General features: G+C 72.4%; 16 protein-coding genes. 10 read left to right on the top strand and 6 right to left on the bottom strand.

Annotated elements, in window-relative coordinates; genetic code table 11:
* Positions 1–15 precede the first annotated feature (15 nt).
* From ABZ826_RS06305 to ABZ826_RS06280, 6 genes are all read right to left on the bottom strand, one after another.
* Positions 16–1,098, bottom strand: a complete 1,083-nt coding sequence (locus tag ABZ826_RS06305) for a DMT family transporter (protein ID WP_361442999.1) — start codon at positions 1,096–1,098, stop codon at positions 16–18.
* A complete protein-coding gene (locus ABZ826_RS06300) occupies positions 1,095–1,706 on the bottom strand; it encodes a helix-turn-helix domain-containing protein (RefSeq protein ID WP_361442996.1) in 612 nt (203 codons plus the stop codon). Before ABZ826_RS06300 ends, ABZ826_RS06305 begins: the two co-directional genes overlap by 4 nt.
* 160 nt (positions 1,707–1,866) lie before the next feature.
* Positions 1,867–2,511 carry a hypothetical protein gene (locus ABZ826_RS06295; RefSeq protein ID WP_361442993.1) on the bottom strand — a complete coding sequence of 215 codons (645 nt, stop codon included), beginning with the start codon at positions 2,509–2,511 and terminating at the stop codon, positions 1,867–1,869.
* Positions 2,512–3,014: 503 nt separating this feature from the next.
* Complete coding sequence (locus tag ABZ826_RS06290; RefSeq protein ID WP_361442990.1) at positions 3,015–3,509, bottom strand: hypothetical protein; 495 nt, start codon at positions 3,507–3,509, stop codon at positions 3,015–3,017.
* Positions 3,506–5,014, bottom strand: a complete 1,509-nt coding sequence (locus ABZ826_RS06285) for a HAMP domain-containing sensor histidine kinase (protein ID WP_361443158.1) — start codon at positions 5,012–5,014, stop codon at positions 3,506–3,508. The genes ABZ826_RS06290 and ABZ826_RS06285 overlap by 4 nt, the downstream gene beginning before the upstream one ends.
* Positions 5,015–5,061: 47 nt before the next feature.
* Positions 5,062–5,757: a response regulator transcription factor gene (locus tag ABZ826_RS06280; RefSeq protein ID WP_361442987.1), complete on the bottom strand. Its 696-nt coding sequence runs from the start codon at positions 5,755–5,757 to the stop codon at positions 5,062–5,064.
* Between the two features lie 135 nt (positions 5,758–5,892).
* On the opposite strand from ABZ826_RS06280, the gene ABZ826_RS06275 reads away from it, so the two are divergent.
* The 10 genes from ABZ826_RS06275 to ABZ826_RS06230 all read left to right on the top strand — a co-directional run bounded on the left by ABZ826_RS06275 (position 5,893) and on the right by ABZ826_RS06230 (position 17,931).
* Positions 5,893–6,549: a hypothetical protein gene (locus tag ABZ826_RS06275; RefSeq protein WP_361442984.1), complete on the top strand. Its 657-nt coding sequence runs from the start codon at positions 5,893–5,895 to the stop codon at positions 6,547–6,549.
* Complete coding sequence (locus tag ABZ826_RS06270; protein ID WP_361442981.1) at positions 6,546–7,625, top strand: peptidoglycan-binding domain-containing protein; 1,080 nt, start codon at positions 6,546–6,548, stop codon at positions 7,623–7,625. The genes ABZ826_RS06275 and ABZ826_RS06270 overlap by 4 nt, the downstream gene beginning before the upstream one ends.
* The gene (locus tag ABZ826_RS06265) at positions 7,622–8,341 is read left to right on the top strand and encodes an ABC transporter ATP-binding protein (protein WP_361442978.1); all 720 of its coding nucleotides are present in this window, start codon (positions 7,622–7,624) and stop codon (positions 8,339–8,341) included. Before ABZ826_RS06270 ends, ABZ826_RS06265 begins: the two co-directional genes overlap by 4 nt.
* Positions 8,338–9,531, top strand: coding sequence for an ABC transporter permease (locus ABZ826_RS06260; protein ID WP_361442975.1), 1,194 nt, complete (start codon positions 8,338–8,340; stop codon positions 9,529–9,531). Before ABZ826_RS06265 ends, ABZ826_RS06260 begins: the two co-directional genes overlap by 4 nt.
* A 192-nt stretch (positions 9,532–9,723) precedes the next feature.
* The gene (locus ABZ826_RS06255; RefSeq protein WP_361442972.1) at positions 9,724–10,845 is read left to right on the top strand and encodes a cation diffusion facilitator family transporter; all 1,122 of its coding nucleotides are present in this window, start codon (positions 9,724–9,726) and stop codon (positions 10,843–10,845) included.
* A gap of 248 nt (positions 10,846–11,093) precedes the next feature.
* On the top strand, positions 11,094–11,474 hold the full coding sequence (locus tag ABZ826_RS06250) for a hypothetical protein (protein WP_361442969.1): 381 nt from the start codon (positions 11,094–11,096) through the stop codon (positions 11,472–11,474).
* A 61-nt stretch (positions 11,475–11,535) separates the two neighbouring features.
* Entirely contained in the window at positions 11,536–12,540 is a 1,005-nt protein-coding gene (gene pstC, locus ABZ826_RS06245) for a phosphate ABC transporter permease subunit PstC (protein WP_361442966.1), read from the top strand.
* 14 nt (positions 12,541–12,554) lie between these two features.
* Positions 12,555–13,757, top strand: a complete 1,203-nt coding sequence (pstA, locus tag ABZ826_RS06240) for a phosphate ABC transporter permease PstA (RefSeq protein ID WP_361442963.1) — start codon at positions 12,555–12,557, stop codon at positions 13,755–13,757.
* On the top strand, positions 13,754–15,475 hold the full coding sequence (pstS, locus tag ABZ826_RS06235; RefSeq protein ID WP_361442960.1) for a phosphate ABC transporter substrate-binding protein PstS: 1,722 nt from the start codon (positions 13,754–13,756) through the stop codon (positions 15,473–15,475). The genes pstA and pstS overlap by 4 nt, the downstream gene beginning before the upstream one ends.
* The gene (locus ABZ826_RS06230) at positions 15,472–17,931 is read left to right on the top strand and encodes a hypothetical protein (RefSeq protein ID WP_361442957.1); all 2,460 of its coding nucleotides are present in this window, start codon (positions 15,472–15,474) and stop codon (positions 17,929–17,931) included. Before pstS ends, ABZ826_RS06230 begins: the two co-directional genes overlap by 4 nt.
* The last annotated feature ends 117 nt before the right edge of the window (positions 17,932–18,048 follow it).

Here is an 18,048-nt window from a genome sequence, read left to right as displayed (position 1 = left end):
CGTACCGCCCCGAAATCATCGCGGATCCTCGATCGCGTCGGGGCCGGTCGGCGGCGGCACGGTCCGAAGACGCCGACGGGGCCGCGGACGTGGGGGACCCGTCGCCGGCGTCCCCGCCGTCACGCGGCGAGGAGTGCGAAGGAACCGGGAGCGGCGGTCGGCACGGCGAGGAACTCGAAGGGGCCGGGAGGGGACGGTCAGCACGCCGAGGCAGGCGATGACGAGCGCGATCCCGGTCCAGCCGAGGACGGGCAGGTGTTCGCCCACGACCAGCACCGCGAACACCGCCGCCACGGCGGGCTCCAGCAGGGACAGGGTCGTCGCGGTGCTCACGGGGACGCGGGCCAGGCCGAACCCGAACAGGACGTACCCGGTGAACATCGGCACCAGCGCCATGTAGAGGCCGACGCCCGCGTTCGTCCAGGAGGCGATCAGCGGTGCGCCGGTGGCCAGCAGCACGGGTACGAGCATCAGCCCGCCCAGCCCGAACACCGCTCCCATGGCCGCGCGGGAGGCGATGCCGCGGGTGATGAGACGGTGCGCCGCCCACGCGTACGCGGCGTAGGTCAGGCCCGCGACCAGCCCGAGCCCCACGCCGGCGATGGTCTGCCGGGCGGACCCCGCACCGGTCGCGGAACCGCCCCGCGCGGCCTCGGCGGCACACAGCAGCACGGTGCCGGCCAGTCCCAGGGCGGCCCCGGCCATCCATCGCCGGGACAGCCGCCGCCGGTCGACGATCCGTTCCATCAAGGCCGATGCCAGCGGGGCCGAGCCGATCGAGACGACCGTTCCCGCCGCGACACCGGCCAGATGCATGGAGGTGTAGAACGCCAGTGGGTACAGCGCCACGCCGACTCCTCCGACGAGCACGGTCCGCCACTGCGCCCCGAGCTGCGCGCGGCCCTGCGCGATGCGGCGCCCGGCCACGAGCGCCTGCAGCAGGCCGCCCAGGCCCATCGCCGCGGCGCCGATCGCCAGGGGCCCCACCTGCGGCGCGAAGGTGGCCGCGGTGCCCGTGGTGCCCCACAGCACCGAGGCCAGCAGTACGGCGAACGCGCCCGCGCCAGGTCCGGCGGCGCGCCCGGCCTGCCGGATCACAGGCCGTCCACCAGACGAGCCGCCATGTCGCGTGCCCGTCGCATGCGTACGCCGTCTCCTTCGAGGCCCGCGCGCACGATGGCCCCTTCGAGCAGGAACGCCAGGTGTTCCGCCGCGGCGCGGGCCCGCTCGTCCCGGCCGGGCAACAGCTGCTGGAGATGGGCCAGGAGCAGGTCCTCGACCTGCTCCTTGTGGTGGCGCACCACCGTGCGGCCCTCGTGCCCGTTGGGCAGCTCGGCGGCGGCGTTGAGCAGCCCGCATCCCCGGAAGCCGTGCTCATAGGCGAGATCGGCATGGTCGGCGTAGGCGTCGAAGACCGCGAGCACGCCCTCCCTCGGGCCCCGCGTATCGGCCAGGCGCCGCTGGTAGAGGCCGAGCCACTCCTCGTGCCGGGCCTGGAGGTAGGCGGAGACGAGATCGGCCTTGGAGGCGAAGTTGTTGTAGAGGCTCATCTTCGCCACACCGGCCTCGGCCGTGATGGTGTCGATCCCGGTCGCCGCGACGCCGTCGGCATAGAACCGGCGCGCCGCAGCGTCGAGGATCCGCCCTCGTGCGGCCCCGCGTCGCCGCGTCACCGGCTGCTTCTCGCCGGCCTTCGGATCGGTCATTCCTGCCCCTCTGCTGAATTAGGTAGACCAGTCTACCTAATAATGGGGGCTTGGCCGTGGCCCGGTCGTCGAAGCCGCTCCGGGGGCCGGTCATGCGCGGACCCCGGCCCGATTCCGGCGGGCCGGGGTCCGTGTCACCTCATGCGGGCGGTGGGCCCGGTCACCAGTCGTAGTCGTCGTGCTCGATCACCCGGAAGCTTCCCCCTACTCCATCGGGGACGAAGATGCCTCCTTCGACGCGTCGCGGGAACACGCCATTGGTGGCGCCGTACGGTCCGACGGTGGCGACAGGGGCGCCGTTGTCGCAGGTCGCCCCGCTGAAGACCTCGACGGTCCGGCGGCTGTCGTTGAAGATGTTGAAGCTCGTGGAGCCGAGGCCGCTGGCGGCGGTGATGCAGCCGCCGGGGGTCGCGGAGTACGTGCGCTCGTTGAAGTGGATCCTGCCCTCGTCGCGCCTGTCGCGGCCCTCGCCGTAGCCTCCGCCACCGCCTCGGCCCTCGCCGTAGCCTCCTTCGCCGCCTCGGCCTTCGCCGCCTCGGCCTCCTTCGTCGCCCCGGCCCTCGCCGTTGCCTCTGCCCTCGTCGCCCCTGCCTCCGTTGCCCTTTCCGGTATCGCCCGCACCGTCGGGGACCGCGGCGGGGGCGGGAGCGGGGGCGGCGGCCTGCTGGACGATCGGGGGCGCCGGGGCCGCCGGGGCCACCTGGGCCGGCTCGGAGGTGGCGGCCGAGGTGAGGGTGCTGCCGGTGGCGATCAGGGCCGCGACGGCCGCGACCGCGCCGACGATCACGGTGGAACGTTTAGCCATGTCACTTCTCCTGTCTCAGAGAGGTCGGCTGCGCAGTCGACCCGTGACTGAACGTACTTTCGCCCCCCATACCTGTCATATCGGGCGTATCGAAAAGCTGAACCCGGGGCGCCGGTCGGGACGGCGGCCACCCGTATGCCATTCAGGTGCAATCTGACAGCCCATCGGCATCCTTTGTGCGCAGGTGAATTGATGTGCCGTTCGCCTGTCCGGGCGACCCCCCGGCACCCGCTCGCCCCGAAAGCGGCGTGTCGTTCGTTGACACGGTCCGGGCGGGAGGCGCCGGGACCCTCTCCCGATCGGGCTGCCAGCGGGTACGGGTGTCAGCCGGTCCCGCGGGCCGTGCGCCGGTCCGTGCCTTCGCCGATGCGCTCGGCACTTGATCCGTTCGGGTGGCCGAGGCATCGGCTCTTCATACCGATGGCGCCGTACGGGACGGTGCGCAGCGCGGACGGCGGCGCGGCCGCGCAACCGGAGCGTCGCCGCGAACCCGCCTGCCCGCCTCACCTGTTGAGGAAGTCCGCACACCGGTAGGGGCCCGGCGTGGCGCCTTCGGGCGATCGCAGGGTGACCTCGACGTCGTCGGTCCTGACCTTTTGGTCGAGTACGGACTGGGCGCGTGCCAGCGTGCACACCAGCTGGCCCGTGCCCTGATCGCGCCCCGTCTGCGGATAGGGGCCGTAGAGGCGCAACGTGACCCGGCTGCCCGTTCCGGTCGCCGAGAAGCCGGGGAGCTCGACGAAAGAGGTGAGCCCGTCGCCCTGCGCGGCGGGCGACGGCCCCGCGAGGAGCAGCTTCACCACCGAGTCGAGGTCCTTGATCTTCACGTCCGGCACGGGCACCCCGCGCAGTCCGTCGGCGGACACGAAGTACAGCCGGAATCCGCGCGTCGGCCCGGACGCGGACTCGCCCGCGCCGATCACTCCGGTCGGCTGCACGCCACACCCCATGAGGGCGATTCCCAGCGCGGCCACCACGACTCCCTGCCGGACCTTCACTCCGCGTCCTCCCCTGTACGTCGCAGGGGCAGCCGCAGTGTGAACACCGCGCCGCCCCGCGGTCCGTCGGCCACGTCGATCGTGCCGCCGTGCAGCCGCGCGTTCTCCAGCGCGATCGCCGTGCCGAGCCCGCTGCCCTGTCCGCTGTCGTCGGCCGCGCCACGCGTGCGGGCCTCGTCCGCCTTGTAGAACCGGTCGAAGACCCGCTCCCGGGCCCCCGGCGGCAGCCCGGGACCGTGGTCGGCGATCTCCAGCGTCACCCACTCCCCGTCCGCCGCGAGGGCCGTCCCCAGGGTCACGGTGATCGGCGGGGCCCCGTGCCGCAGCGCGTTGCCCCCCAGGTTCGCGACGATCACGTCGATGCGGCGCCGGTCGACCACCGCCCTTACGTCCTCCTGGAGACGCGTCCGCACCCGGTCCGTCCAGCCGCGCAGCGCCAGTGAGGCCCGTACGGTGTCGGCGAGGTCCGTCTCGGTCGCGTTCAGCCGTACCGCCCCGGCGTCGAAGCGGGAGATCTCCATCAGGTCCTCGACCAGCCGGGCCAGCCGTGCCGTCTCCGCGCCGACGGTACGGGCCGCCCGCGCCGCGTCCGGCGGCAGCTGGTCGGCGTCCTCCTCCAGGACGGTGGCCACCATCGTCATCGCCGCGAGGGGCGTGCGCAGTTCGTGCGACACGTCCGCCACGAAGCGGCGCGCCTTGGCCTCCTGCTCGCGCAGTTCCGCGTCGGAGGCCTGGAGCGCGTCGGCGGACTCGTTGAACGTCCGTGCCAGGTCGGCGAGTTCGTCGTGCCCGGTGACGGCGACCCGGCTGCCGAGGTCTCCGGCCGCGAGCTCGCGGGTGGCCCGGCCCAGCTTCCGTACCGGACGAAGGACCGTCCCCGCGGCCAGCAGCGCCAGCACGGCGGACAGCAGCACCACCGGCGCGATGCCCGTCCGTACGGAGTCCAGCAGGGCGGCGGTGTCGTCGCGTTCGGCGCGCAGATCGGTGATCGCGAAGACCTCCAGGCCGGAGGTGCGGTGGTCCCCGTCGGCGTACCGCACCGGCATGCCGACGACCAGATAGGGCTCGCCCCGCCACACCACCCGCTGGAACCGGGCCCCGCCCCCGGCGCGCACGGCGGCGCGCAGCTCGGCGGTGATCCTCTCCTCCGTGTCGGCGAGCGAGTCGGAGACCGCGACGAGGTCCTGGTAGCGGACGACCACGATGCGGGCGCCGATGCCGTCCGAGACCTTCGCCGCGAACCGGGACAGCGCCCGCTGGTCGGGCGGTACGTCGAAGTCGGCCGCGACCGCGGTGACCCGCTCCCGCAGGTCGTTCACGGCGGCGTTCTGGGTGCGCTGGAGGACGGCGGTGCGAGCGTCCCGGTAGGCGAGGGCGGTCGCGGTCACCGCGCTGATGAGGGCGACGACGACGAAGGTGACGACGAGCCGGGTGCGCAGCCCGCCGACCAGCCGCCGGGTGCGCCGCTTGGGGGCGGCGCCGCGCCCGCCGCCGTCCGTGCGGATCGCAGCGGCTGTGTCCGTGCGGTTCGCAGCGGCCGTTTCCGTACGGTTCACAGCGGCCCGAAGCGGTAGCCGAAGCCCCGCACCGTCTGTATGTAACGCGGCTTCGCGGGCACGTCCTCGATCTTGGCCCGCAGCCGGCCGACCGCCGCGTCCACCAGCCGGGAGTCGCCCAGGAAGGTGTGGTCCCAGATGGATTCGAGGAGCTGCTCGCGGCTGAGGACCCGGCCGGGGGAGGCCGACAGCTCCAGCAGCAGCCGCAGCTCGCTCGGCGGCAGCGCGATGGGGACGCCACGCTTGGTGACGGTCAGTGCGGCGCGGTCGATCACCAGCCCGGCGAAGCCGGGGTCCGCCTTCCGCGCCTGCCCGGACGGTTCCGCGCGCCGCAGCGCGGCCCGGATGCGGGCCTCCAGCACGGGCGCGGTGACCGGCTTGACCACATAGTCGTCGGCGCCCGCCTCCAGGCCGGTCACGATGTCGGAGTCGTCGCCGCGCGCGGTCAGCATGATGACCGGCATGGCGGTGGTCCTGGCGCGGATGCGGCGGCACACCTCGAAGCCGTCCATGCCGGGCAGCATCAGATCCAGCACGGCCAGCTCCACCTTCCCGCCCCCGGGGCCGTCCAGCAGGGCGAGAGCCGCCTCGCCGGTGGCCGCCGTGTCGACGTCGTACCCGTGCCGGCGCAGCACGAGCTCCATTCCGTCCCGTACGGACACGTCGTCCTCGATGAGCAGTACATGCGGCATGGGGCCGATTATGAGCAGGCCGAGACCGTTTCCGCCCAGCCCCTACGAGAGTGGACGTGCAGGTCGGGGGCATTGTTACGTTCCCATCATGTGGCCATGGACGGGCCATCATCCGCGGCGGCGAGCGTACAGCGCATGAGCTTCCTCAGGACGAATCCCCGCGCCACCGCCCGGCTGCGCGTGGCCACCCTCGTGGCCGTGCCCGTACTCGCCCTCTGCGTCGCGTGCGGCGGCGGCGACGACAGCGCCGGCGGGGCGAAGAAGAACGACGAGGCGATCGCCGACGTGCCGGACGCACCGGCCGCGAGCGGCACGAAGGGCGAGAGCGGACCGAGCGCCGGCCCCGCGGGCAAGAGCGCCTTCTACGACGCACAGATGAAGTTCGTCCAGTGCATGCGTGCCAAGGGCGGCTACAAGGAATACCCCGACCCCGAACTCAGCGGATACCTCGACTGGACGAAGATCAACGAGATCGGCTCCCAATCCGGCCGCAATGCCGGCATCAAGGCCGGAAAGAACAACGTGTGCCTGCCCGAACTGCAGGCCGTCATGGCGGCCGAGCCCGAGCGCGACCAGCAGAAGTCCTACGAGTCGATGCTCGCGCACGCCAAGTGCATGCGGGACCACGGCGTCTCCAGGTTCACCAACCCGACCATGAGCGGCGGCAACGCGATCCCCGGCGGCGACCCGAACCCGGGGTCCCCGTCCATCGACCTGGGCTCACCGTCGTACAAGCAGGCCCGCGAGGCGTGCAAGTCGAAGCTGCTCGACGGTCTGGACGGCATGCAGTGAAGCACCGCAGTGTCCCTCTCGTGCTCGGCGCGGTGACCGTCGCCGCCGCCGTCACCGGGGGCGTCCTGTTCCTCGGCGACGGCGGCGACGCGGGCGCCTCCGGGAAGGGCGGCGACCTGCCGCCCGCCACGGCGACCGTCGTGCGCACCGACCTCGTGCAGTCCAAGACGGTCGACGGCAGGCTCGACTTCGCGCAGCGCCGCCCCGTCAAGTCCGCCGTCCAGGGCACCGTCACGGTGGCCGCTTCCGAAGGCAGGACGGTGACCAGGGGGCAGGCGCTGTACGAGCTGAACGACAAGCCCGTCACCCTCCTCTACGGGCCGGTCCCGATGTTCCGCGAGATGAAGGTGGGTGACCGCGGCAGCGACGTACTCCAACTGGAGCGCAATCTGCGCGACGTGGGGTACGGGTCGAAGCTGTACGTCGACATCCGGTACGACAAGGACACCGAGGCCGCCGTCAAGCTCTGGCAGAAGTCCCTGAACCGTGAGACCACCGGCAGGGTCGGCAGGGGGGATGTCGTCTTCCAGCCCGGCCAGGTCAAGGTGGTCGCCGCCGACGCGGCACTCGCCGACCAGGTCGGGCCGGACACCCCGGTCCTGACGATCGCCTCCACCAAGCCCGTCGTACGGGCGGAACTGGACCAGACCGACGGCGCGCTCGTCGCCAGGAACACCAAGGTCGAGGTCACCCTGCCGAGCGGGAGGACCGCGGCCGGCAGGGTCGCCGGGACGGTGCGCCCCGAGGAGACCGCGTCCGGGGGCGGAGCCGGCGCCCAGGACGGCATCACCGTCGAGGTCGTCCTGGACGGCGGGGCGGGCGCCGCGTCCGGCGAGGACGCCAAGGCGTCGGCGAGCGTGAAGTTCGTCAGCGAGGCGCACCGGGGCGTCCTCGCGGTCCCCGTCGAGGCGGTCGTCGCCCTGCGCGGCGAGAACGGCGGTTACGGCCTCCAGGTGGTCCAGGGCACCACCTCAAGGATGGTGCGGGTGGAGACGGGCATGACCGCCGACGGACGGATCGAGGTCAGCGGCCCGGACCTGCGCGAGGGAATGAAGGTCGGAGTGGCGAAGTCATGACGCCGGACCCGGTGATCGAACTGCGGGACGCCACCAAGTCGTACCCCGGCGGCGTCCACGCCCTGCGTGGAGTGGACCTCACCGTCGAAGCGGGCGAACTGCTCGCCGTCGTCGGCCCGTCCGGCTCCGGCAAGTCCACCATGCTCAACGTGATGGGCACCCTCGACAAGCCCACCACGGGCACCGTCCGGGTCGCCGGGTACGACGTGGCCCGGCTCTCCGACTCCCGGCTCTCCGCGCTGCGCGCCCGCCACATCGGCTTCGTGTTCCAGCACTTCCACCTGGCGGCGGGGCGCGACGCGGTGGACAACGTCGCCGACGGGCTGCTGTACGCGGGCGTGCCGCTGAAGGAACGGCGTGCGCGTGCGCGGGAAGCGCTGGCCGCGGTGCGGCTGGAGCACCGCTGCTCGCACACGCCGAACGAGCTGTCCGGCGGCGAGAAGCAGCGCGTGGCCATCGCCCGCGCCCTGGTGGGAGAGCCCCGGCTGCTGCTGGCGGACGAACCGACCGGCGCACTGGACACCGCGTCCGGGAAGATGGTCATGGATCTGCTGCACGAGCTGAACGCGTCCGGCACCACCATCTGCGTGATCACCCACGACAACGAGATCGCGGACTCGCTGCCGCGCCGGGTCCGCTTCAAGGACGGCGAGATCGTCTCCGACGCGCGGTCCGGCGCGCGCCCCGCCCCCCGCACGGAGGAGGCCGGCCCATGAGGAACGACCTCAAACCCGCCCGTCTCTCCCACCGCGACATCCTCCGCGTCGGTGCGGTCGGCCTGCGCGCCCGCCGTGCGCGCGTGGTGCTCTCGGCGCTCGGCATCGCCATCGGCATCGCGACCATGGTCGCGGTCGTCGGTCTGTCCGAGTCGAGCCGCGCGGGCCTGATGGCCCAGCTCGACCGCCTGGGCACCAACCTCCTCACCGCCGAGGCGAGCGAGGACCCCATGGGGAAGCCGGTCAAGCTCCCCAGGAACGCGGTCGCGATGGTCGAGCGCGTCGGCCCGGTGCGGCACGCCACGGCCACCGCCGACGTCGACGCCCGCATCCGCCGCAGCGACGTGGTCCCCGAGGAGCGCACCGCCGGCGTCACCACCCAGGCGGCCCGCCTCGACCTGCTGTCCACGCTCGGCGGCGAGGTCGACAAGGGCGCCTGGCTGAATCCGGCCGACGAACGCCTCCCCGTGACGGTCCTCGGCGCGGTCGCGGCGCAGCGCCTCGGTATCACCCGCACCGGCGAGACGATCATGATGAACGACACCCGTGTGGTCGTCGTCGGCATCCTCAAGCCGCTCGAACTGGTCCCCACCCTGGACCGGGTGGCGATGGTCGGATTCCCCGCCGCCGAGCGCTACTTCGCCTTCGACGGCCACCCCACCACCGTCTTCGAGCGCTCCACGGACGCCTCGGTGGAGGATGTACGGGCGATCCTGGCCCGCACCATCAGCCCCGGCAACGAGGCGAGCGTCAGGGTCTCCCGCCCCTCGGACGCGCTGGCCGCCAAGGCCGCCACCGACAAGGGCCTGACGACCCTGATGCTCGGCCTGGGCGCGGTGGCCCTCCTGGTCGGCGGGGTGGGCGTCGCCAACACCATGGTCATCTCCGTCCTGGAACGCCGCCAGGAGATCGGCCTGCGCCGCTCGCTGGGCGCGACCCGCAACGCGATCCGGCTCCAGTTCCTCACCGAGTCGCTGCTGCTGTCGGCCCTGGGCGGAGCGACGGGCGCGCTGCTGGGCGCGGCGGCGACGTTCGGCTTCGCGCGGGTCCAGGGCTGGACGGCGGTGGTCCCGCCCTGGTCCCTGGCGGGCGGCCTGGCCGCCACCCTCCTGATCGGTGTGATCGCCGGTCTCTGTCCGGCGATCCGTGCCTCCCGTCTCCACCCGACGGTCGCTCTGAACGCGACATGAGGCGGCTGCGTACGGGGCGCCCTCCCGGGGCGGCGCCCCGTACGCCCCACGGGCTCCACGCCAGAAGCGCGACCGCTGACCCGGGGCGGGCGTGCCACCCGCCCCCGAGCCGCACATGCGAGGGCATCGCACCTGGTCACAGGGTGTATGACGGCTGTAGCCGCAATCAAATCCCTGTGCCACGGTGAGGTCATGGAGGGCAATCGGCACACCCATGCACACGACCACCACCCTCACGCGCCCCGTCACACCGGCGCCGAGCACCGGCACGGGGCGGGAGACACGCCGCCGACGCGGCTGCGGCACCGGCTCGCCCATGTGCTCACGCCGCACAGCCATGAAGCCGGTGACAAGGTCGACGCGGTGATGGAGACCTCCCGCGAGGGGATGCGCACGCTGTGGATCTCCCTGGCGGTCCTGGGGGCGGCCACCGTCGTCCAGGCCGTGATCGTCGCCCTGTCCGGCTCGGTGGCGCTGCTCGGCGACACGATCCACAACGCCGCCGACACACTGACCGCCGTCCCGCTCGGCATCGCTTTCGTGCTCGGGCGGCGGGCGGCGAACCGCCGCTACACCTACGGCTACGGCCGCGCCGAGGACCTGGCCGGCGTCCTCATCGTGGCGACCATCGCCGCGTCCGCGGCCCTGGCCGCCTGGGTGGCCGTCGACCGGCTGATCGACCCCCGCGACATGACCCACCTGTGGGCGGTCTCCGCGGCTGCCCTGACCGGGTTCGTCGGCAACGAGTGGGTCGCCCGCTACCGCATCCGGACCGGCCGGAGGATCGGCTCCGCCGCGCTGGTCGCCGACGGCCTGCACGCCCGTACGGACGGCTTCGCCTCCCTCGCCGTCCTCCTGGGGGCCGGCGGTGCCGCCCTGGGCCTGCGGGCGGCGGACCCGGTCGTCGGTCTGCTGATCACTCTCGTCATCCTGCTGGTGCTCAAGGACGCCGCCCGCGAGGTCTACCGGCGTCTGATGGACTCGGTCGACCCTGCCCTCGTCGAAGCCGCGGAGCACGCGCTGCGCGGTGTGGAGGGGGTCCTGGACATCGGGCAGGTACGGATGCGGTGGATCGGCCATGTCCTGCGTGCCGAGGCCGACATCGTGGTCGGTCCGCGCCTGACCGTCGTCCAGGCGCATGAGTTGGCCGTCGACGCCGAGCACGCCCTGATCCACGCGATCCCCCGGCTGACCGCCGCGACCGTCCACACCGACCACGCCCCCATCGGCAGCAGGGACCCGCACGCGGCCCTCACCCACCACGCCGAGCGGCCGGGGCCACCGCCGGTGGCGGCCGAAACGGCCGGTCGGTGACGGACCCCGGTGCCGACCCCACCGCGCGACACGACCCTGCGGTCGGCCTCCTGTCGCGCCCGCCGGAAGTCCGGGCGGCCGGCCGTGGCGCAGGGTGGAACGCCTCCGTGTATGCGGGGCGCCCTACGGGCAACTTCCGTGTGAAAGCCGACGGTGTCGCAGGATTCCGGTCCCCCCGGTCACGTCCGTCTCCATACATTGCGCGTGCCGCCCCGACTTCCGATGCGGGCGGCGGGGGGTGGGACGAGATGACGGACGACGGCGGTTCCGGCAGAGCGGACACCAGCGGTGCGCGTTGCCGGATCGACATCGACACGGACGGCGGATACGGCTGGCGGATGATCGCGCAGAACGGTCGCGTGGTCGCCGTCTCCGCGCTCTCGTACGGCGAGTACGGCGAATGCCGGGCCGCCTTCGAGGAGTTGTGCGCCGGGCAGCAGGAGCTGGCGGGAGGGGTCCAGCACACGCCGGAGGGCAACGGCTGGATCTGGTTACTCCGGGACCGGGACGGACGGGCCACCGTCGTTTCGGCACGGGCGTACGAGCGTCATTCGACCTGCCGGGCGGCGTACGAACGGTTCCGCGCGCTGCTCGGTGAGAGGGGAGGCGTCACCGGAAGTTGCCTTTAGGGCACACCTCATTCACATCTCGGAGCGCGCATGTCCATGACGCGCCGTCAGCGTCGTCCGCGTGACGAGAGATACGAGTGGGACCGAGGCGCAGGACCTGCCCCGGAGGCTGTACGCGGATCCGGGGCTGCCCGACCGCGTCTTTCGGGGAGTGGCCCGCAGCGGTGGCGGACTGGTGCTCGCGGTCATGCTGCTGGTCGGCGGGTTTCTGCTCTACCGGGCCTGGCAGGCGCTGTCCCGGGCGGGCTGGTCGTTCCTGACGACGCAGGCATGGGAGCCGGACGCCGGCCGCTTCGGGATCGCCGCCGTGCTGGTCGGGACGGTGCTCATCGCGCTGGTGGCCGTCGCCGTCGCCGTACCGCTGGCGCTCGGCGGGGCGCTGTACATCTCCGAGTACGCGCCGCCCCGGCTGCGCCGCACGCTGATCAGCGTCGTCGACCTGATGGCGGCGGTGCCGTCCGTGGTCTACGGGCTGTGGGGGCTGTTCTTCTTCGAAGGCAGGATCCTCCCCACCGCGCGCTGGATCGCGACGTACCTGGGCTGGATACCGCTCTTCCGGGTGGACGGCGCCGATCCGGCCGACCCGCTCGCACCGGAGAGCGTCTACACGTCCTCCACGCTGGTCGCGGGCGTCGTCGTGGCGCTGATGGTCGCGCCGATCGCCTGCTCGGTGATGCGCGAGGTGTTCTCGCAGGCCCCGGTCGGTGAGCGGGAGGGCGCGTACGCGCTGGGGGCCACCCGCTGGGGCATGATCCGCAGCGTCGTCCTGCCGTTCGGCAAGGGCGGCATGATCGGCGGCACCATGCTCGGTCTCGGCCGGGCCCTGGGCGAGACCATCGGGGTCTACCTGATCATCTCGCCGGTCTTCGAGATCCAGTGGCACGTACTGCAGAGCGGCGCCAGTTCGGTCGCCGCCCTGATCGCCCTGCGCTACGGCGAGGCCAGCGAATTCGGCATGTCGGCCCTGATGGCCGCGGGCCTCGCGCTCTTCCTGATGACGCTCGTCGTCAACTTCGCCGCGTCGTCGATCGTCGCCCGCAGCCGGTCCGGCGCGGCGAGTGAATGAGGGGACCCACACAGATGACCGTCGCACCCGTCAGGACCGCCGCGGCCGTGGAGCGGCCGGTGACCACGGGAGAGCGGCGGCGGTCCCTGGCCCTGCTGCGTGCCACCGATGTGTACGCGCTGCTGGGCGCCGCGTCCGCCGCGCTGTCGATCACCTGGCTGCTGTTCGCCCGACTGCTGCCGTTCAGCGGGACGGTCGGCTTCCTGGCCGTCGCGTACGGGCTGTTCCTCGCCCTGTACGCGCTGCTGGTCTCGTTCGACGAGAGCGGTCCCGCGGTACGGGACCGGCTGGCCGCGGTCGTTGTGCAGAGCCTCGGCCTGGTCATGGTCGTCGCGCTCGGCTTCGTCGTCGTCTTCACCCTGTGGGAGGGCCGCAAGGCGCTGCCGCACCTGAACTTCTTCACCCAGGACATGGCGAAGGCAGGGCCGCTGGACCCGCTCTCGACCGGCGGCATCCTGCACGCGATCCTCGGCACGCTGGAGCAGATCACCGTCGCCCTCGCCCTGACCGTGCCGTCCGGCATGGTCTGCGCGGTCTTCCTCAACGAGGTGCCGGGCCGTTTCGCGCGGTTCGTACGGACCGTCGTCGAGGCGATGACCGCGCTGCCGTCGATCGTCGCGGGTCTGTTCGTCTACGCGACGGTGATCCTCGCGCTCGGCTTCGACCGGTCCGGGCTCGCCGCGTCGCTCGCCCTCGCCGTGATGATGCTGCCGATCATCATCAGGGCGGCCGACGTGGTGATCCGACTGGTGCCGGGGACGCTGCGGGAGGCCTCGTACGCGCTGGGCACGTCACGCTGGCGGACCGTCTGGCACGTGGTGCTGCCGACCGTCCGGTCCGGGCTGACGACCTCGGTGATCCTCGGCACCGCGCGCGGGGTCGGCGAGACCTCGCCGGTACTGCTGACCGCCGGATTCACCGCCGAGATCAACAGCGATCCGCTGTCCGGGCCGCAGGTCTCGCTGCCGTTGGCCACCTTCGAGTTCGTCAAGTCGCCCGAGCCCACGATGATCGCCCGCGGTTTCGGCACGGCGGCGGTGCTGATGGCGCTCGTCCTGCTGCTGTTCGTCGTCGCCCGGGTCATCGGCGGGCGCGGCGCCGGGCAGTTGACGCGGCGTCAGGAACACCGGCGGGTGCTGGCGTCACGCCGTGACGCCGAACGCTTCGCCGCACGGGCGAAGTCCGAGATCCCCCTGGACACGAGGAGTGAGCAGTGAGACCGGCAACCGTCTCCCGACTGGCCCTGGCGGTGGCGGCACTGGTGTGCGTGCTGCTCGCCCTTCAGCCGCCCGCCGCACGGGCGGACTCGTACACCAAGATCAGCGGCGCGGGCTCGACATGGAGTTCCAACGCGCTCGACCAGTGGCGCCGCAATGTCGCCGCCAACAGCGGATTGACCGTCAACTACGCGGCCGTCGGCTCCTCGGTCGGCCGTGAGCAGTTCAAGAACGGCACGGCCGACTTCGCGGTGTCCGAGATCCCCTACGGGCTGACCGAGGCCGGGATGCGGGACGCGCCGCCGAAGCGCGGCTACGCGTACATGCCGATCGTCGCCGGTGGCACGGCCTTCATGTACAACCTCAAAATCGGTGGCAGGAAGGTCACCAACCTGCGGCTCTCCGGCGAGGTCATCACCAAGATCTTCACCGGGCGGATCAGCATGTGGAACGCCCCGGAGATCCGGGCGGACAACCCCGGCCTCACCCTCCCCGCGCGCCGCGTCATCCCCGTCGTACGCTCCGACGGCTCCGGCACGACGGCCCAGCTGACCACCTGGATGGCCAAGGAACACGCCGGCCTGTGGGACGACTACTGCAAGCGCGCCGGGCGGTCCACGCCCTGCGGCATGACCTCGTACTTCCCCGTCGTGCCCGGCTCCTCCCACATCGCCAAGTCCGGTTCGCTGGGCGTCTCCGGCTACACCAAGCAGGGGCACGCCGAAGGGGCGATCACGTACGTCGAGTACTCGTACGCGATCAAGACCGGCTTCCCGGTGGCGAAGCTGCTCAACGCCTCCGGCTACTACGTGGAGCCGACCGCTTCCAGCGTCGCCGTGGCACTGCTGAAGGCCCGGATCAACGAGGACGAGAGCTCCGAGAACTACCTCACGCAGATCCTCGACGGCGTCTACCGCTCCGCCGACCGCCGCACCTACCCGCTCTCCAGCTACAGCTACATGATCGTGCCGACCTCCACCGAGCAGCCGTTCACCACGGCCAAGGGCAGGACGCTCGGCACCTTCGCCAACTACTTCCTCTGCGACGGGCAGCAGCAGGCCGAGGAGCTCGGCTACTCACCGCTGCCCAAGAACCTCGTCGAGGCCGGTTTCGCCCAGGTGCGCCGGATACCGGGCGCGCCCACCAGCGGCATCGACATCAAGAGCTGCCGCAACCCCACGTTCTCCTCGGACGGCTCCAACACCCTCGCCAGGAACGCCCCGTACCCGAAGGCCTGCGACAAGCGCGGCACCACCCAGTGCGCGGACGGCACGGCGGGCGCCAAGGAGCAGACCCGGGTGAACCCCGGTGCGACCGGCGGCGGTTCGGGAGGCGGCGGCAGCGGCGGTGGAAGCGGTGCGAGCGGCGGCACGGCAGGCGGTGCGGCCTCCGGCGGCGGTTCCGGCGGCGCCGGCACCGCGGGCTCGTCCGGCGGCGGTTCCTCCGGCACGGACGGGGCCTCGGGCGGTACGGCGGGCGGCTCGGCCTCGGGCGCAGTCGACCCCGACACCGGCGAACCGATCGGCGACGGCTCCGCCGGGGCCGGGGACGCCTCGGTCGTCGGCAACCCGGTCACGCTCGCCTCGGCCGACTCGCTGGGCCTGCGCGGCGTGCTGATGGCGCTGTCCGCCGTCCTGCTGGTCGGCGTGGTCGTCGGACCGCCCCTGGTGGCGCGGACGCTCGCCGCGCGGGGCCGCCGCAAGGAAGGGCTGCGATGAAGAACGGACGCCGCACCGACGGACACGTCGTCACGGCGGTGGGGGCTCTGCTCGCCGCCCTGGTGGTGGCCCTGCTCCCGCTGCCGGCCACCACCGCCCCCGCCCAGGCGGCGACGGGCTCCGCGGTCACCGTGACCGGCCGCAAGGGCACGTACGACGACTTCTCGAAGCTCAGGGTCACCGTGCACCAGACGAAGCAGTTGCGGGCCCAGGGCGTGCGGATCACCTGGACCGGCGCCGGGCCCACGGAGGACGGCTTCCGGCACAACTATCTCCAGATCATGCAGTGCTGGGGGGACGACCCGAAGGGGCCCTCGCGCGACCAGTGCCAGTTCGGGGGCAGCGGGGTGGCGCAGGGCGGCGACTGGACCGCACTGCGCCAGATCGACGGCGTCCCCGACCCCGCCGAGCAGGAGTACGCGCACAACGGGCCGGGCGGCGAATCGTACGTTCCGTTCCGGCCCGCCGACGGCGGGCCCGCGACCACCGGATCGCGCGACTGGACCTACTTCAGCTCGCTGGACACCAACGAGGAGCCGTACGCGGTCACGCACGAGGACGGGACGGGGGAGTTCACCTTCCAGATGCAGACCGCGCAGGAGGCCTCGCAGCTCGGCTGCGGCGACCCGGTGAAGAAGTCCGGTGCGACCAGGGGCCGTTCCTGCTGGCTCGTCGTCGTACCGCGCGGCGAGCACGACGTGAACGGTGCGACGGGCACCGGCGAACGGCTGGACTCGTCGCCCCTCACCGCCTCCAACTGGGCCCAGCGCCTGGTGGTGCCGCTCGACTTCCTGCCGGTCGGCAACACCTGCCCCGCCGACCGGGCGGAGCGCCGGGTGATCGGATCGGAGCTGGTCACCGACGCGATCAGCTCGTGGCAGTCGAGGATCTGCTCGGTCGACGGCGGCGCGAAGTTCGCGTTCAGCCAGAGCGGCGAGGAGAACGCGCGACAGACGATCGTCCGGCCCGGCTCCGGGACGCCGGGCCTGGCGTTCACCGTTGATCCGCTGCGACCGCCGCAGGACGGTACGGCGGGAAGCGCCGTGCACGCACCGGTCGCCGTCAGCGCCCTGGTGGTCGGCTTCTTCGTCGAGATGCCGGGCTCGGGACAGCTCACCTCGATGAAACTCACCCCCAGACTGCTCGCGAAACTGCTCACCTCCTCGTACCAGAAGGATGTGACGCGGGGCCGCAGGGACGTCCCCGAACACATCAAGGGAAATCCGCTCAGTCTGTTCCACGACGAGGAATTCAAGCAACTCAATCCGGCCTTCAAGGACTGGCAGAGCTATACCCAGCCGCCGATGAGTCTCATGGTGCAGCTGGAGAATTCCGACACCACCGAAATGCTGTGGAAGTGGCTCCGGTCGGACACCGAGGCGCGGGACTTCCTGGCCGGGACCCCCGACCCCTGGGGTACGAAGATCAATCCGTACTTCGAGGAGCTCGGCCTGGCCACCGACACGACCGTGTCCGACTTCCCCAAGGCGGACCCGACGCGCACGGTCGTGACCATCGGCGAGGAGAGTCTGGAGTACGGCACCACCGAAGTCGCCCCGTACGTTCAGGACATGCACGAGGGCGCGCTGCGCACCCGACGGGGCAACAACGGCGCGACGACCACCCCGGCCGCGGGCAGCAACGGATCGCCGGCCAAGCTGGTCAACACCCCGCAGCTGCCCGGTCAGCGCATGGTCCTCGCGATCGTCGACGCGGCCTCGGCGGCCCGTTACGGGCTCCAGACCGCGGCCCTGCGCAACGCCGACGGCGCCTTCGTCACACCCAGCCCCGACTCGCTGCTCGCCGGTGTCGCCGCGATGAGGGACTCGGCCGTGCCGGGCGTGCTCGCGCCGAACCCGGGCGGCGCCAAGGGGCGGGTCTACCCGCTCGCCTCGGTCGTCTACGCGGGCGCCTGCACGGGCACCGGGGCGGCCGAGCGCAAGGACTACGCCTCCTTGATCCGGTACGCGGCGGGGGCCGGTCAGGACCCCGGTGTCTCGCCCGGACAGCTCCCGCCGGGATACGCGCCGCTGCCCAAGGCGCTGCGGAGCGAGGCCCTGGCCGCGGCGGACCGGCTGCAGAACGCGAAGTCCGCGCCCGGGGGCGGTGACGCGGGCGGTCCGGGAGGTCCGGCCGGCTCCGGCGGCGCCGGCGCTCCGGGCGGCGGACCGGCGGGAGCGGGCGGTGGTGCCGGTGGCACCGGTGGCGGTGCGGCCGCGGGGGGCGGTGTCGGTGACGGGAAGGGCCCCGGCACCGCGGGCCGGCCGGCCCCGTCGGCGGACCGGGGCGGCCCGCAGCGGCAGAACGCGGCCGCGTCCGGCGAGGTGACCCCCGCCGCGGTCCTCGGGATCGTCCGCTGGGTGCTGATCGGAGTGCTGCTCGCGGGCGGCGCGGCGGGCCTTTCCGGGCCGATTATGCTCCGCCTTTCTGTACGGAAATCCGTCCGGGCCGGGTGAGTTCTCCAGGCGTCATCTCGTAAAGGATTTCGTAACCTGATGAACCGTCGCCGTTGGTGGCCGCCGGGGATCGGATACGGAAAAGTCATAGGTGGCCGGTCGACGGGCCGGTGGAAA

The organism is Streptomyces sp. NPDC047515, from assembly GCF_040643055.1.
In the GTDB taxonomy this organism is placed as follows: Bacteria; Actinomycetota; Actinomycetes; order Streptomycetales; family Streptomycetaceae; genus Streptomyces.
Note: the sequence above shows the minus strand (reverse complement) of the source record. Positions and strands in the feature narration are given on the sequence as shown.

Coding starts and splice junctions, on each gene's coding strand:
- ABZ826_RS06260 (WP_361442975.1), top strand. CDS start 8,338: ATGAGGAACGACCTCAAACCCGCCCGTCTCTCCCACCGCGACATCCTC.
- ABZ826_RS06250 (WP_361442969.1), top strand. CDS start 11,094: ATGACGGACGACGGCGGTTCCGGCAGAGCGGACACCAGCGGTGCGCGT.
- ABZ826_RS06300 (WP_361442996.1), bottom strand. CDS start 1,706: ATGACCGATCCGAAGGCCGGCGAGAAGCAGCCGGTGACGCGGCGACGC.
- ABZ826_RS06295 (WP_361442993.1), bottom strand. CDS start 2,511: ATGGCTAAACGTTCCACCGTGATCGTCGGCGCGGTCGCGGCCGTCGCG.
- ABZ826_RS06280 (WP_361442987.1), bottom strand. CDS start 5,757: ATGCCGCATGTACTGCTCATCGAGGACGACGTGTCCGTACGGGACGGA.
- ABZ826_RS06265 (WP_361442978.1), top strand. CDS start 7,622: ATGACGCCGGACCCGGTGATCGAACTGCGGGACGCCACCAAGTCGTAC.
- pstA (WP_361442963.1), top strand. CDS start 12,555: ATGACCGTCGCACCCGTCAGGACCGCCGCGGCCGTGGAGCGGCCGGTG.
- ABZ826_RS06275 (WP_361442984.1), top strand. CDS start 5,893: ATGAGCTTCCTCAGGACGAATCCCCGCGCCACCGCCCGGCTGCGCGTG.
- ABZ826_RS06230 (WP_361442957.1), top strand. CDS start 15,472: ATGAAGAACGGACGCCGCACCGACGGACACGTCGTCACGGCGGTGGGG.
- ABZ826_RS06255 (WP_361442972.1), top strand. CDS start 9,724: ATGGAGGGCAATCGGCACACCCATGCACACGACCACCACCCTCACGCG.